The sequence below is a fragment of the Lutibacter sp. genome (genome assembly GCF_016342705.1).
Taxonomy (GTDB): Bacteria; Bacteroidota; Bacteroidia; order Flavobacteriales; family Flavobacteriaceae; genus Lutibacter.
The window spans coordinates 25,983-41,447 of record NZ_JAEINV010000011.1; the positions used below are offsets into that span (position 1 = coordinate 25,983).

Annotated in this window: 11 protein-coding genes; 2 read left to right on the forward strand and 9 right to left on the reverse strand. The window is 29.2% G+C overall.

Annotation, left to right across the window (positions count from 1 at the left end):
* Window positions 1-154 precede the first annotated feature (154 nt).
* The 4 genes from JEY78_RS11170 to JEY78_RS11185 all read right to left on the reverse strand — a co-directional run bounded on the left by JEY78_RS11170 (window position 155) and on the right by JEY78_RS11185 (window position 9,042).
* Window positions 155-2,839 carry a response regulator gene (locus JEY78_RS11170; protein WP_291851068.1) on the reverse strand — a complete coding sequence of 895 codons (2,685 nt, stop codon included), beginning with the start codon at window positions 2,837-2,839 and terminating at the stop codon, window positions 155-157.
* A 20-nt stretch (window positions 2,840-2,859) separates the two neighbouring features.
* Window positions 2,860-3,294 (reverse strand): response regulator, encoded by a 435-nt coding sequence (locus JEY78_RS11175; RefSeq protein WP_291851070.1) that lies wholly within the window; start codon window positions 3,292-3,294, stop codon window positions 2,860-2,862.
* A complete protein-coding gene (locus JEY78_RS11180; RefSeq protein ID WP_291851073.1) occupies window positions 3,291-8,111 on the reverse strand; it encodes a PAS domain S-box protein in 4,821 nt (1,606 codons plus the stop codon). The genes JEY78_RS11175 and JEY78_RS11180 overlap by 4 nt, the downstream gene beginning before the upstream one ends.
* Before the next feature lie 691 nt (window positions 8,112-8,802).
* On the reverse strand, window positions 8,803-9,042 hold the full coding sequence (locus tag JEY78_RS11185) for a hypothetical protein (protein WP_291851076.1): 240 nt from the start codon (window positions 9,040-9,042) through the stop codon (window positions 8,803-8,805).
* Between the two features lie 1,030 nt (window positions 9,043-10,072).
* Between JEY78_RS11185 and JEY78_RS11190 the strand changes: the two genes are divergently transcribed.
* Window positions 10,073-10,459: a DUF6567 family protein gene (locus JEY78_RS11190; protein WP_291851078.1), complete on the forward strand. Its 387-nt coding sequence runs from the start codon at window positions 10,073-10,075 to the stop codon at window positions 10,457-10,459.
* A 63-nt stretch (window positions 10,460-10,522) separates the two neighbouring features.
* The gene (locus JEY78_RS11195; RefSeq protein WP_291851080.1) at window positions 10,523-11,119 is read left to right on the forward strand and encodes a hypothetical protein; all 597 of its coding nucleotides are present in this window, start codon (window positions 10,523-10,525) and stop codon (window positions 11,117-11,119) included.
* A gap of 159 nt (window positions 11,120-11,278) precedes the next feature.
* Here the strand turns inward: JEY78_RS11195 and JEY78_RS11200 are convergent, their stop codons facing one another.
* The 5 genes from JEY78_RS11200 to JEY78_RS11220 form a co-directional block, all read right to left on the reverse strand.
* Window positions 11,279-11,950, reverse strand: a complete 672-nt coding sequence (locus tag JEY78_RS11200; protein WP_291851083.1) for a hypothetical protein — start codon at window positions 11,948-11,950, stop codon at window positions 11,279-11,281.
* A gap of 157 nt (window positions 11,951-12,107) precedes the next feature.
* On the reverse strand, window positions 12,108-12,923 hold the full coding sequence (locus tag JEY78_RS11205; RefSeq protein ID WP_291851085.1) for an energy transducer TonB: 816 nt from the start codon (window positions 12,921-12,923) through the stop codon (window positions 12,108-12,110).
* 154 nt (window positions 12,924-13,077) lie between these two features.
* Window positions 13,078-13,713, reverse strand: a complete 636-nt coding sequence (locus JEY78_RS11210) for a hypothetical protein (protein ID WP_291851088.1) — start codon at window positions 13,711-13,713, stop codon at window positions 13,078-13,080.
* A complete protein-coding gene (locus JEY78_RS11215; protein ID WP_291851091.1) occupies window positions 13,710-14,144 on the reverse strand; it encodes a TIR domain-containing protein in 435 nt (144 codons plus the stop codon). The genes JEY78_RS11210 and JEY78_RS11215 overlap by 4 nt, the downstream gene beginning before the upstream one ends.
* A gap of 436 nt (window positions 14,145-14,580) precedes the next feature.
* A complete protein-coding gene (locus JEY78_RS11220; RefSeq protein WP_291851094.1) occupies window positions 14,581-15,426 on the reverse strand; it encodes an ADP-ribosylglycohydrolase family protein in 846 nt (281 codons plus the stop codon).
* Window positions 15,427-15,465 lie beyond the last annotated feature (39 nt).

The following is a 15,465-nucleotide window of genomic DNA, read 5'->3' on the forward strand; positions in this document are numbered from 1 at the left end:
TATATAAAACAAAATATAATTAAATTTAACCAAAGGAAAATTGCGGTTTCAAAACCCGCAACTTTTCATGCTCAAACACGTTTGCCTTAAAATAGCGCTAGGTATTTTGTAATCATCATACAATTGGAAACCCGTTTCAATAGTTAAAAAATAACTAACTAAAATAGTTAAAAATCAACCTAAATAATTCCGATTGTTTAATTGGCTTTGAAAGATACTCATTGCATCCAGCGCTTAAAGCTTTTTCTCTATCTCCAGAAAGGGCATAAGCGGTTTGAGCAATTATAATAATCTCTTTATTAATTTGTCTTATTTCACTAGTCACTTTATAACCGTTCATATCAGGAATTTGAATATCCATAAGAATAAGGTCAATATCCAAGTTTTTATTAAAAAGTTCCAAACCTTCCAACCCATTATTGGCTAAAATTATTTTTTTAGATAATGGATTTAAGATCTCTTTTAAATATAATTGAGTGGCAAAATCATCTTCAACAATTAATATTGTGAGCGCTAATTTCTTGTTTTCAATATTTTCATCAATTAATTCAGTATGTGAGTTTTCTTTCTTAATTTCATGATAAGGTAAAGTGAAATTAAATTTAGAACCAACACCTTCTGTTGATATTAGCCAAATTTTACCGCCGAGCATTTCAACATAGGATTTTGAAATGGCAAGCCCTAAACCGGAACCGCCATACAACTCTTTATCTTCAATATCTGCTTGCACAAAACGATCAAATACAAAGCGCTGGCGCTCCACTGGGATTCCAATTCCAGTGTCACTCACATAAAATTCTAGCTGATTTTCTTTTAAAATACACCCAAATTCTACTTTTCCATTATGGGTGAATTTAATGGCATTTTTAATTAAATTTAAAAGGATAGCATATGTTTTTTCAGAATCAGATTTTATGGTGGCATGTTGCTCCGCTATAAAATTAGATATTGAAAGGCTTATTCCTTTTTTCTCAGCTTCAATTCTTAAAAAATTATATAATTCTTTTAATTGATTATTTATGTTGAATTCTTTGAGGGTTATTGATATTTGTCCCGATTCAATTTTTGAAATACTAATAATATCATTTATAGTATTCAACATTCTAATGCCACTTTTTTCAATAATACTGATATATTTTTGTTGTTTTTCACCGCTCAAATTTGGCGATTTTAACAAGTCAGAAAATCCTAAAATACCATTCATTGGCGTTCTAATTTCATGGCTCAAATTGGCTAAAAAAGCAGATTTAAGACGGTCACTTTCCTGAGCCTTTTCCAAGGCATTCATCAATTTAATTTCATTATTTTTTTTGTCTGTTATATCCTCTTTTATGGCTATAAAATTTGTGATATCTCCATTTTTATCTTTAATAGAAGAAATGGATGCTTGTTCCCAAAATAAACTTCCATCTTTCTTTTTATTTAAAAACTCTCCAAACCAAACTCCTCCATTTTTTATAGTTTTCCAAAGCTGTTGGTACACTTCTTTAGGTTGATTTCCAGAATTAAAAATTCTTGGATTTTTTCCTTTCACTTCATTTAAAGTATACCCAGAAATTTCAATAAAGGTTTTATTTACGTATTCAATATTTCCATCTATATCTGTAATTAATACGGTAGATGGGCTTTGCTCTACGGCTTTTGATATTTTTCGCAATTCTTCAACGGCTAATTTTCTTTCTGTGTCGTCAAAAATATATCCTTTAAGCGTTATTAGGTTGTCTTTTTCATCAAAACCTCCAACCATATTTCCTATTACTTGTACTTTATTTCCGTCTATTCTAATGAGTTCTGCTTCATAAGAAACTAAATTTCGTTCTTTTTTAAGAAGTTCAATAATTTGAGTTCTAGATGCTGGATTGGCATATAATTTACGAGTATCAAATTTTAAAGCTTCCTCTTTAGATGAAAAACCACATATTTTAAGGTAAGCCGGGTTGCAATTTAAAAGTTTCCCATCAATGGTAGAAATAAAATCTCCCGTTAAGTCATCTTCAAAAAAACTTTTGTATTCTTCTTTACTTTTTAATATTTCTTGTTGTTTAATTTTCAATTGTGTTTTTTGATAAACACTTAAAAGAATTGAAGGCAGTCTTACTAAATAATTTTCTCTTTTAACCAAATACTCATCTGCTCCTAATTTTAATGCTTGAACGGCAATTTCTTCATTTCCTTGACCAGTAACAATTACAATTGGAATAGTTAGTTTTCGTTCCTGCCTTATAATTTTAATAACCTCTATAGCATTGATACCTGATAATTGATAATCCAATAATAAAATGTCAAATTTTGCATTTGTTTTAGTTGTTTTAGGCAATAGTTTTAACGCGTCTTGAGCATTGGAAACGGAATTAAGCTTTATATAAGGAGCAAACTTTTTAAAATGTCTGGTTGTAAATTCAATATCAGCCTCGTGCCATTCGGCATATAACACATGGATTGTTTCTGATTCATTTTTATGATACCCATTAAAATTTTTAAGCGTATGATGGATGGCTTCTGGAAGTTTATTTAAATAACCTGCAGATTTAGATAAATAATCATCTGCACCAGTTTTTAAAGCTGTTATTGCAATTTCTTCATCATTACTTCCAGTTAAAATAATAATTGCGATGGATATATTTTTTTTGCGAATTTCGAAAAGTAAATCCATTCCATTGCCATCGGGCAGATGCAAATCCAATAATAGCAAATTATAATCATTCACTTTTTTAAGTGCTTTTTGGGCCTCCGCAATGGTTCTAGCGGTGTGCAAAATGCATGTTGGAAATGCTTTTTGAATAGTTCGCTGTGTTAAATCTACATCAATACTGTTATCTTCTACATACAATATTTTCATATATATACTATTTTTTGGGACTAGCTTAATTTTGAATTGTTTAATGCCATCCAATACAATTTTATTTGTGCTGCAACCTCCATAAACTTATCAAAATTTACAGGTTTTACAATATAAGAATTAACTCCTAACTCATAAGCATTTTCAATATCCTTATCATTTGAAGAAGATGTTAATACTACTACCGGAATTGTTTTATATTTTGGATGCGTTTTAAAAACGCGCAATACTTCAAGGCCATCAATTTTTGGTAATTTTAAATCAAGTAAAATAACAATTGGAATTTTACTTCCTTTGTCCCATTTTTTAATTTGCGCAACTGCCTGTGCACCGTCTCTAGCAACAATAATATTATTAGTAACATGTTGTTTATTAAATGCACGAAGTGTTAAATCCACATCCACAGGATTGTCCTCTATTAATAAAATGGGTGAATTTTCATAAGGTGTTTTCATGGTGTTTTTTGTTTTGGAATTTCAAGGTAAAAAGTGGCACCTTTTCTAGGGCTACTTTCTGCCCAAACTTTACCTCCCATTTTCTCTATAGATTTATAAACCATTGCTAAACCAATTCCAGTTCCTGGAAATTCTTCAGGTAAATTTAATTGTTGAAATATATCAAATATACGTTCTTTATATTGCATGTCAAACCCTATTCCGTTGTCTTTTACTGAAATAATTATGAATTTAGTTTTATTTACCAGTGAAATCTCCACAATTGGTTTTTTATTTTTTCGAGAAAATTTAATAGCATTATCTAAAAGATTTCTTAATGCAATGGTTAAGCCTTTGCTATCTGTAGTTATTTTAATATCTGGACAATGAATAATTACAGTAAATTTAGCTGCAGAAATTTGAGCTTCAAATTGTGTTTTTAACTTTTGTATGAAATCTTTAATATGAATGGTTTCTGTTCGAAGCGTTGCTCTTTCTAATCTACTATATTCTAATAAATCTTCAATCAAATTATTCATTTGCATCGTTCCGTTTCTAATCAATCGAATAAAATTTTTAGCTTCATCATTTAAATCCTTTGCATACAATTCCTGTAATAAATTACTGTAGCCATCAATACCTCTTAACGGTGCTTTTAAATCATGTGATACCGAATAAGTAAATGTTTGTAATTCTTTATTTGTGGCTTCTAATTTTTCGGTTCTATCTAGTACGCGTTGCTCTAATTCAATATTTAATTGTTTAATGGCTTCTTCTGCTTCTTTTCTGTCTGTAATATCCGTAATAAATCCTCTTATTTTTGTACCTACTCCATTTGCATTTCTTTCAATTACCACACCAATAACGTTTAACCAGTGAATCGATTGATCAGGATAATGAATTCTGAAGTCAAACTTATATTCATCCGGACCACCAGAAGCAATTGATTGATTGATAAAGAAATTACATTTTTCTCGGTCATCTACATGTGTTGCGTCCAAAAATGTATTTACCTGCCATGTACCAACATCCTTTAATCCATACAAATTATCATGGTTACTTGAACGCGTCATAGAATTGGCAACTAAATCCATTTCCCAGGCGGCCACATTTGCAAGTTCTGTAGATAAACGAAGTAGCTCTTCACTTTCTCTCAGTAGTTCTCCTTTTTTCTTTTCTTCTGTAATATCTGTAATAGCTGCAATAAATCCTACCACAGTACCCGTTTCATCAATATCTGGAACATAGTTTACATTGAGTATTTTTTCTTCATTTACTGAATTTGATAAAACGAATTCATAATGCGTAGGGGTTCCAGAAAGCACCGTATTCATATAAGGATTCGCAAATTCAAAGGCTTTTTCGCCCAATATTTCCTTTGGATGTTTTCCAATAATATCAGCAGGTTGTAGGCCAAACATTTCAGAATAAGGCTCATTTACAAACTTGTAGTATTTAGTAGCATCGCATTGTGCAATAAACACCGGTAAGCTGTTTGAGATATTTTCAAGTTGCTTTTTTGTTGAAATGATACTTTCTTCGGCTTGCTTTATATCTTCAATATCTGTACATGTTCCAAACCATTTCAAAATTTCACCATTTTCATTTAACATAGGGATTCCACGAATCAACCACCAGCGATATTCCCCATCAAAGCGTCTTAAGCGGACTTCAATAGAATAGGAGCCATTATTGTTCACAGCATTTTGCCAAGCATCCCAAGCTCGTTGTTGGTCCTTTGGATGAAAAGGAATGTTCCATCCGTGTCCATAACTTTCTTCCAGTGTAAGTCCTGTATAATCCATCCACTGTTGATTAAAGTAGGTGTTCCAACCATCTGCCCTTGTTGTCCAAACAATTTGAGGCATAGATTCAGCCAAATTCCTAAATTCTTCTTCACTCTTTTTCAAGGCTTCTTGAGCTTCTAGTCTCTCTGTTATATCACGTGCCTGAACTATAAATTGTCTTTTACCATCTATATCAAAACATCCAAAACTTGCCTCTACATGGAAGGTTGAGCCGTCCTTACGTCTCTGGTGCCCTACCAATGTAAAATGTTCATTTGTATTGAAATGGCTCCATGCTTCTTTTGCTCTGGCTAAATCAAAATCAATTTCAATATCAAACAAATTCAGGTTCATAAGTTCCTCTCTAGTGTAACCAAGGCTTTCACAGGCTTGTTGATTCACAGCAATAAAGTTGCCCTCACTGTCATGTACAAATAAAGGATCGGCTGCTTGTTCTACATATGCACGAAATTGCTCTTCGCTAGTTTGCAGTTTTTTTTCAGCCAATTTTCGGTCAGAAATATCAACCATGGTAGTTACATGACAGTCCACATCTTCAATTTTTATTGGATTTGATGAGAAGAGCAGATGAACAATTCTTCCAGATTTAGATTGGGTAACTAGTTCATTGTTGCGTAATCCACCTGTTTCAAGTTGCATCTTAATTATTTTTGCCCGAGCCTCAGGACTAAGCATATTTATCTCAATGGAAGTGTGCCCAATCACCTCTTCGCGCTCAAATTCAAATATTTTTAAAAAGGAATCATTAACATCAATAAAATTTCCGTCAGATATTCTTGTAATCGCTAATCCGACAGGACTCACATGGAATGAAGCTGAAAATTTTTCTTCGCTTTTTTTCAAGGCTTCTTCTGCTTGTATTCGACTGGTAATATCAATCATTGTGGTTAAATTGCAAGCATCATCTTTAATCTTGATTGGCTTTGATGAAACTAGTACATTGATATTTTTTCCAGATTTTGATTTTAATATGAGTTCAAAATTAATTAATTCGCCTGTTTCTTTAATCTGATGCATTATTTTAGAGCGCTCTTCAGGACCAATTAAATTAAGTTCTATGGAGGTATGCCCAACAAGTTCTTCTCGTTTAAATTCAAACATATTTAAAAAGGAAGAATTAGCGTCTAAAAATAAACCGTCGGATACTCTTGCTATTGACATGGCTGCCGGACTTGTATAGAACGCATTTGAAAATTTTTCTTCGCTTTGTTTCAGTTCTTCTTCTACTTGTTTTCTTTCTGTAATGTCAATCGTAGAAACTATCACGAGCTTTTCACCACTATCACTTTCTATAAGGAAGCCAGAATAAGCTAAAATTTTCTCCCAACCCTGGTCTATCCGGCTCAATCTTACTTCCCAATCGCGCAACAACTCGCCTCGCATTACACGACTCATTGGCCACTCATCAACTGTTAAAATACGATCATCATTAAGTGTCCGAACTTCAAACGTATCGGCAAATTGATTTAATTGGCGCTTACATTCATCCATACTCGCATAACCAAATGTTGCTAAGGCAGCAGGATTCCAATAAATAACATTACCTTGGTAATCGGCTAACATAAGACCCTCATTAATGTTTTTCATTATTGCAGCCAACCTATTATTGCTTTCTTTTAAACTAGCTTCTATCTTTTTGCGTTCCGTAATATCGTTCGCTATTACATGCCTCGCTTTACGACCATTAAAGGTAACGGCGTGAAAGGTAATTTCAACAATAATAACTTCACCATTCTTTTTTAAATGATTCCATTCTCCTGCAAAGTTTAAATTACCCGTTAAAAATTTGGTTTTTAAAAATAGATGAACATCCTCTTTTGGTCGAATATCTTTTACGGTCATAGAAAGAAATTCTTCCTTGGAATATCCATAATGTGCAATGGCAGCATTGTTTACTTCTAGAAAAGCAAGTGTTTCCAAATCAAAAATCCACATGGGTTGCGGATTGTTTTCAAACATATATTTATATTTTTCCTCACTTTCAAAAAGGGACTCTTCGGCACTAATTCTAATTTGTTGTTCTTTAGTTAGTTTTTCAGTTAAAATCTGTCTTCTTTTTTCTTTTAAAACAGGAAACAACAATATTATAAATAACATTAAAGAAAAAATAATACCAGCAAAAAGATAAACACCAAAACCTGCAACTTTTAAATAATCAGGCTTTATCATAAAATTAAGTTCCCAAGTTCTACCAGCTACAGAGATTATTCTTTTATCCACTCTTTCTTGTGTATTTCTTTGAGATTCAACGCCATAAATCAACTCCTTTTTATTATTTGTAATATCAAAAATAACCACCATAAAAATGGGGTCTTTTGTATTTAATAAGGCATCATTCACCAATCTGTCAATTTTAAAAACAGCAGAAATTAAACCTTTTACGTTTTCAACAGTTGTTTCTTTTTCAGGAACGTTATAAACGGGCATTATACCTAACAAACTATACCCAAGCGTATCTTGCACAATTTTAATTCTTGGTGTAATAACGAGCTCCCTTTTTTTAATTGCGCTATCAATAGTTTTTTGTCTTGAACTGTCTGAATAAATATTAAAACCCAATGCTTGTTTATTTTCTTCAAAAGGTTCTATAAAAGCAACAGGAAAATAAAACGACTCTTCTTTACCAACAATCACTTCATTTTTGCTATCTCTCTCATTTATAAAATTATATTGAAGAGGATTATGAAGCGACTTTTCAAAAATGGGTCTTTCGGTATTTAAAATTTTTGGTACCCAAGACAAGGCTTTTAAGCCAGAGTTTCTCTTGAATAAAGGTGTTGTATAGTTTTTAAATTCTTCTTTTGAAATAAAATTTTGTTCTTCAAAAATGGACTGAAGAATTTCAATGGAAGCAAAAGAGACACTTAGTTCTTTTTGAATGTTGTCAACATTGTTATCTATAACATTAGAAATTTGTTCTTCTTTTACTTCTAAGGCCCTTTTTTCAAAAATTGAATATATCCAGAAAGAAGTGAACAGCCCAATACTTAATATTAAAAATGCCGGTATTGTTTTAAAAAATTGTTTCATTCTTTTTAGTCATGAAATATAAATAGTTTAAAAAATGTGTAAGATAGTAAAGATACTTATTTTCAATTAATTATAACAAGTAAATTTTGAAGGTATTTATCTATAGAAAATAATTTTTAAAGAGGTTTTAAATCTAAAATTAAAAAAATAGCACGTAATAATTCATTGGATGGTAGTTGTTAATTAATTGGCTTTCTGCCGAACAAGTAGCAAGAGCATTAAAATAAATATGAAAACTACACCAATTATGATAGGACTGATGTTAGTTGTTAAAAATAACCATTATCATATTATTATTTTTATATACTTGACTGGCAATTCATACATAAAGAAAATTGTAAATCGTCAGCAAAAATTGTACTGATTTTAACAAATTGATTGAGAGTGTTTTCAACAATCTTTAAATTTAAGGAAAAATAATTATTTAAAGATGTTTTAACTATTATTGAAATTCGCTACCTCTATAAGGAACTCATTTAATAAAAAAGAATTAAGAAAAGTTTAATCTTAATTTAAAATGATTTTAAATATCATTATATATTGATTTGTTAAATGCTGTTTTTTAACGTATGATTTAAGCTAGAGTAATCATTTGCTGTGTTCTTTATAGTTTATAATTTTGGTGTTATAAAGTCTAAAGGTGAGTTTTATCTGAGTAGTTTTAAGCTTTTTCCATAATATTTTACTTCTTTTACCTGAAAATTAATTGAATAATTGGAATGATTATTAAAACTAATCCTAACATTCCAATTAGTCTGTTATTTAGTTGATGCCCCATTTCATCATAATAATCAGATTTTTTTGGGCCATTTAAGTACTCATTAAACGTGAATTTTGGTTTTCGAAAAAGGGTTCTCCAAATACTACCATATATCCAACGAAATGTTGCTCCTATATAGTTTAAAATTATACCACCTAATCTATAATGCATACTTTTATAAATTCATTTATATAATTAACTACTTTATTTCGATTGGCTATTTAAGATGACTTGTAAGACTGTTTTTCAACCTGTTAGCTGAACTTTTTTAATGTAAATTTAGGTTTAAAATTTGAAATTTTTCCGTTGTAACAAATTGTTTGTTGAATGTTTGCCTTTTGAACTAGATCAAATTTAAGCATAATTTATAAGAGGTGTTTAACTTTTTTATTTCAGTAATAATTTAATCAATTTTATTTACCGATACAACAATTAGGTTTCCTTTATTTATAGTAGCTAGAAAGATTTGAGGTACAAAAAGGCTCGGAAATTAGCACAAAAATTAGCATTTGTTAATAAATTTTATCTATTATCTTACTTCTCCCGCAATTTCGCCCAACAAAAATAGCTTTTTAACCCATATAAGCAAAGAGTTTTTTGTTTAAAACGTCAGATTTTCAATTTTTAATGTAAAAATATTTTAAAAATTTTAGGGTTAAAAAATGAGGTACAGTGCATTTCTCGGAAATTAGTTTTCCAGTATTTAAAAGGGCTTCGGCGATTTTGGCATTTTTTGACGAGGTACAATTTGGCTAAAATCAAGGTTTTTTATTGAAAAATAGGTTGTTTTTTAAGTGTGTAACAATCAGTTTATCAGTGTTTTATATTTTTTATATAGATGTTATCTATTGAAAATTTTGATTTTTGCAAGGTTTAGCTCAATTAACAATACATTCTATCTATTGATACAATTTATAAAAAATAATAATAATTGCAATTTTATAGTTTCACTACGGGTTTCCGTAAAATTAATTTAATAATTCAAAGTAGATTTGGTTTGTGATAGTAGCAATGTCTAAATAACTAAACAATTTTAGTTTAAAACCAATGAGAAAATAGATGCAATTATTTTATTTTTTTAGTAATTCAATAAGTGTGAATCTCTGATATATTTTTTGCGTTTCACGTTTTTTATAAAATATTGGAGTTAAGCTGAAAATCCAATTTAAAAATAGAGTAGGCTAATATTTAAATCTTTATTATGAAGAAAATTAGTGTTTTATTATTATTTGTGTTTATTTTATCTAGTTGTTCAATAACACAACAAACTTACGATTTTGTGCATCATGGAACAGAATCAATTAAAACAAATTCTAACTTTAAGTATGTTGCTAAAAATGTTATGGGAAAAGCAAAAACAACATATAAAGTATCTAGTTACAGAAATTATAAGCAACAAACAGCTCCAGATGGTTTATTATCTGAAGCAAAATCAAGACTTCCTGAATTAATGGCTAACCAAGCGTTTGCAAATCTCTCTATTGATGTTCTTAAAACATTAAATGGTAAAAGAGTTGGTGCAGCTATTGATATTAAAGAAATAACAATAGAGGTTGTTGTTAGTGCAGATATAATTGAGTATTACTAATATTTTACAATTAATTAAGTCCCACTTGTTTAAAGTCAAGTGGGACTCCTATTTTTTATAACTATGATAAAATATAAAATAATTTTCATCTTTCTTTTAAATTCAATATTTTGTTTTTCGCAAATAAAAGTTATTGAACAAAAAAGCACCAATGTAAGTTTAGTTGGAAAAATAAGTCATACACTTGCTGACCAAACCAGTGGACTTTCTAGAAAACTTCCAATTGTTGACCCTCTAACTTCTTTGGGTAATTTAGATCTAAATCAATATAAAGAGCTAAGGAAAGAAGCTAATGATATATTTAAAACTGTCGGCATCAGAAATATGTCGTTTCTGAAAGGTGAAGAGTTTTCCGCAACTTTATTATTTTTTGAGGATAAAGATAAATATCTTTTAACGTTTAGAAACAGTAATTATAATTATCAAAATGAAAGTATTTGGTTGTCAAAACAAACGAAAGAAGAATTGTACCAACTAATTGTAACCGAATTAGAAAAAAAGACAAAATATAAAAACATAGAAGTGGTATTGGATGACAATGTTGTGCTTTTAATATCAATAAATAGAAAAAAAGTGAGCTTTAATCTTTGGGATGGTTATAACTTTGTTCAAAGTTATTGGTATAGACTTTTTAAGATTAATAAATTGTTTGGAAATTAAACCTTTTGGATTAGATATTATAAGCCTAGCGAGATTTTATAAGATTTGTGTAACTGGGAAATCATAGTTTTTTCGGAAGAAGCAAATTGTTTGTTGAATGTTTGTCGTTTATATTAATCAAAATTTAAATATAAATAAATGAGGTATTGTAACACGTTTTTATGATATTGAAGTCTGTATTATTTCATCAATTATCCATTTATCATGTTCATCTTTTTTGATATAAATCACAAAACCACCTCCGTTTAGTGGTGCGTATGATATTCCCGCGGATAGAATTCCATAATTTCTATCTCTGTCAAATTGTATTCGTGTAAAAGAAACTACTCCTCCTAAATAAAATGGGTATTCAGTTCTCCAAATGTCTCTTCCAATTGGAAATTTCGTGTAGTATTTAAAAATAAATTTATCACTTTTTCTAACCTTAGATAAGTCAATTTTATATTCTATTTTTTTGGTTTTTGAATTAAACAAATAGTCAATGTTATTGTGTTTTATCAATTCTTCACCAGCACTAACTGACTGCGTTTCAATCGTATCATAAACAGCAATTACAATTCTACTAGTTTCATTCTTGATTTCAATTCTTTTTTTCTCATTCTTGTCTAAAGCTAATCTGTATCTATTTATTCTTTCATTTTTCAAACTATCAGAGATTCCTTTTTCTAAATGGAGTGAAGGAATTTTCATAGTTCTCATATCTATAAAAATTGAATCAACTAAATCAATAAAGATTTCATTCATCACTTTTTTCTCAAATTCTAATTCAGTTGCATTTTTTTCACAACTTGAAAGAAAGATTAATAGTATTATAGCAATTATTCTATTCATTAAATTCTTAGTTTTTAGGTGCCGAATGTTTTAGAGGATAAAAAGTTGTGGTTTGATATCCGTTTTTCTCCAATATTTAAATTTATGTTTATTTGGTTTTAGAAACAGTCTATTTTACTGATATCAGCAATTCTTTATATACATTGATGTTGCAAGTTTAACTAACTAATAATACAATAGGTAAACTATATTTAACATTAACAATTTTTCCGTTTACCATTCCAGGTGTCATTTTAGGTAAGCGGTTAATTACTTTAATAGCCTCTGCATTTAACTCTTTGTTATTCCCTTCAGTGGTAATGTTTACAATTTCTCCGTTAATACTTATTATAAAACTCACATCTATTTTATGTAATCCAGATTTTAATCCTAGCTTGTATGCTAGTCCAGCATTAAAAGTTTTATTTACATGAGATGTAATACTATTTTTAACACATTTTTTAAGGATTTCTTTTTCCGAATTTGGATTGCAATCAATGGTAATTGGTGTAATTTCAACAAGGTCAAATAGGTATATATCCTCGTCTTTAATAGTTAAATTTATTATATTATCTTTTTTATTAATCTCAGCATTTTTATGAACGATCTGTTTTTCTTTTTTTAACCTTTTCTTTTTGTCTTTATATGTCTCAATTTGAAAATTTATTGGAAGTGTGAATTTCATTTCTTTCATTCCATTTTTAAATTCTTTAGGGTCAAGTTTTGGAATTAAACTAACAATTCTTACAGCTTCTTCTTCAAATAATTTGTGAGGACCACGAGCTTTCACATCTTTTATTTCTCCATTTTCATTAACTGTAAAAACAGCAAATACCTTAATAATATCTCCACCTTTATAATTTAATTTTCTCGCAATACTATCAATTTTCTCAATATTTTGTTTTTTTACTGCATTAGAAATTAGTTCTGTATTTTGTCCAATTATTTTACTTTGCAATAATAAAAGCAAGCTTATAATTATTAATTTTTTCATAGTTTTTTAATGTTTTGGCTCTTTTTTTTATTACTCACGATGACGTGATTTTATAAGATTTGTGCGACTGGAAAATCGGAGATTTTTAGGACGTAGGAAATCGTTAGTTGGATGTTTGTCGGTTTGTTATTTAGTTTAAATGTAAGCATAAATTTTATGAGTTGTTACCAGCTGGGTTTTCGTCATTTTTTTTGAAATCATTAAAGTGTCTGTTTGAAAGATATAACAATGAAGTTAAAACAATCATAAATAGAAATAAAGTATTAAACCAAAAGTGTCCATTTTTAAAAGGTTCAGTTAATTGATTCTTATCGCTAATCCACTTTGTAATCGCGACTGAAATTAGAATAACTGGAAAAACAATTGAATAAATTCGATGAACAATTTCAGATAACCAAGGATAATGATTTAAATAAGTTTTTCCTTCTCTAGATATCTCAAAAGGAGTTAATTCATTTGTCAGTTTTCCTTCAATTTCGTGAATATATTTATAAATTTTCTCGATAAGAAAATTTATCTGATAATACATAATTACAATCCAGAGTAATGCAAATGTTAATATATTATTTATATAATTAAAATCAATTTTTATATCACCAATATTGTCTTTTATTAATTGATTTGATATTAGATTTGACTCTTCAGGGTTAGAAATTTGAAAAGAAAGAGCTGCAATTAAGCAAATACAAATTAAAGTGTAGTAGTTTCTTTTTTGTAAAGACACCTTTTGATTTTCAAAGGTGTCTTTATAATGATCATATAGAATTTCTATTTTACTTTCTGTTGTCATTTTTTTGAGGCAGTTTCTAATGCTTTAATTATAGAATCTTTTCCAAAACTCATTGCCCATTCAGCACCAGAACCTAATATTTCACTTGGAGATGTATAGAATTTGTCAAGTTTTACAGCAACAATTTTATTTCCATTTTGTTTACTTTTTGCAATTTCAAAATTTATCCAATTTCTATATCCGATTTCTAAATAATCTTTATGAATTTTATTAGCCTCTTTACCTACAATTACTAAAGTGTATGTAGCTTCATTTATTTTTCTAGTTAGTGATCCTTTTACAGTTGAAATATTCCAAGAGTTTATTTCTTGTGAGGATAAATCACTAAAATAAAAATCAAATTCTGGATTTGCATCCCACGCCTGTAATAAAAATTTGTAATGTTTGTCATTGTCGTAGTCAAAACTTACGAATACTTTTTTCTTTGCCATTTTTTTTTGTTTTATAATTATATTAATTAATTCAATTTTCTTCTACACCTTGCTGGTAACTTGTTATATCCAAATAAACACATTTGCTATCCTTTTAAAAAGCAGGATAAACAAAAGTTAAAATTTGTTTTATTTATAATTGAAATTCGCAATTTTTTCAATGTACTAATTTAGCAAAAAATAGTTTTAAAAAATATGTTCAATGTTAATTTAAAATGAATTTAAATATGATTTAGAATATTGCTATTTTGTTATTTGAATATAAAAATTTACATACTAAAATATGCAGGACTTTAGTATGTAGTAGAGTAGGGGTCAGTACTTTTTAAAGTTGTTATTTAACTATTATTTCTATTGAGTTCTGCTTTATAAATTTGGTAATTAATTCAGCAATTTTTTCTATTAATTTATATTAACAAATATTTTTAAAATATTGTTATGTTAGTTTTGCAACAATTTTTGCAATTTCGGGATAACTGATATACACTTCTTCATAAAACCTGTTTAAAACGACTAGAATATCACTAGGCAATCTATCAATAGTTTCTTTCACAATCCACTCAGGAATTTCTTGGTAATAGGCTTCGGCAATGGAACCTGTTATACAAGCTAGAGTATCACTATCTCCACCTATTGAAATTGCGTTGCGAATAGCATCCTCAAAGTCTGAACTTTCTAAAAAACAAATAATCGCTTCAGGTACCGTTTCTTGACAAGTTTCATTGTATAGATACGTTTCTCTCAACTCGTCAACTGTTCTGTTTAAGTTATAACCAAACTCTTTTTCTACGTATTTTTTTAGTTTTACTTTATCTTTTTCAGTTCTTGAAAGTAAAATCAATCCTGCCGTAGCCTGAGCACCTTTAATTCCTTCAGGATGGTTATGAGAAACTTCTGTAAAACCTTTAGCATTTAACATACAACTTTCCATACTGCTAATACTATCAGCAACAGGTGATATTCGCATAGCAGCACCATTGCCAAAGCTGTTGTATGGTTTGAAATCTACATAACGAATCGTATCAAATTGTTTTATCCATTGAATAAACTTTGAGCCATATGATTCGTTTGGATATTTCTTATACCAATTATGTAAATAAGAAATATATCTTGGTTGCCCAGGATTTCCGTGATCACACAATATAAAATCCGCTACAGCAATAGTCATAACTGTATCGTCCGTAAAAGTGCTTTCTTTACTGAATAAGTCAAATATTTTACTTTTATGATTGTTGAACTCATAGATTGAGCCAACTATATCACCAATTATTGCGCCTATCATATTTAAAATGTATTAATTTTTAAATGTAAACAATAGATG

What these genes read in the sequence shown, in the direction of transcription:
- JEY78_RS11170 (WP_291851068.1), bottom strand. Translation starts at nt 2,839, where the DNA reads ATGAAAATATTGTATGTAGAAGATAACAGTATTGATGTAGATTTAACA.
- JEY78_RS11175 (WP_291851070.1), bottom strand. Translation starts at nt 3,294, where the DNA reads ATGAAAACACCTTATGAAAATTCACCCATTTTATTAATAGAGGACAAT.
- JEY78_RS11180 (WP_291851073.1), bottom strand. Translation starts at nt 8,111, where the DNA reads ATGAAACAATTTTTTAAAACAATACCGGCATTTTTAATATTAAGTATT.
- JEY78_RS11185 (WP_291851076.1), bottom strand. Translation starts at nt 9,042, where the DNA reads ATGCATTATAGATTAGGTGGTATAATTTTAAACTATATAGGAGCAACA.
- JEY78_RS11190 (WP_291851078.1), top strand. Translation starts at nt 10,073, where the DNA reads ATGAAGAAAATTAGTGTTTTATTATTATTTGTGTTTATTTTATCTAGT.
- JEY78_RS11195 (WP_291851080.1), top strand. Translation starts at nt 10,523, where the DNA reads ATGATAAAATATAAAATAATTTTCATCTTTCTTTTAAATTCAATATTT.
- JEY78_RS11200 (WP_291851083.1), bottom strand. Translation starts at nt 11,950, where the DNA reads ATGAATAGAATAATTGCTATAATACTATTAATCTTTCTTTCAAGTTGT.
- JEY78_RS11205 (WP_291851085.1), bottom strand. Translation starts at nt 12,923, where the DNA reads ATGAAAAAATTAATAATTATAAGCTTGCTTTTATTATTGCAAAGTAAA.
- JEY78_RS11210 (WP_291851088.1), bottom strand. Translation starts at nt 13,713, where the DNA reads ATGACAACAGAAAGTAAAATAGAAATTCTATATGATCATTATAAAGAC.
- JEY78_RS11215 (WP_291851091.1), bottom strand. Translation starts at nt 14,144, where the DNA reads ATGGCAAAGAAAAAAGTATTCGTAAGTTTTGACTACGACAATGACAAA.
- JEY78_RS11220 (WP_291851094.1), bottom strand. Translation starts at nt 15,426, where the DNA reads ATGATAGGCGCAATAATTGGTGATATAGTTGGCTCAATCTATGAGTTC.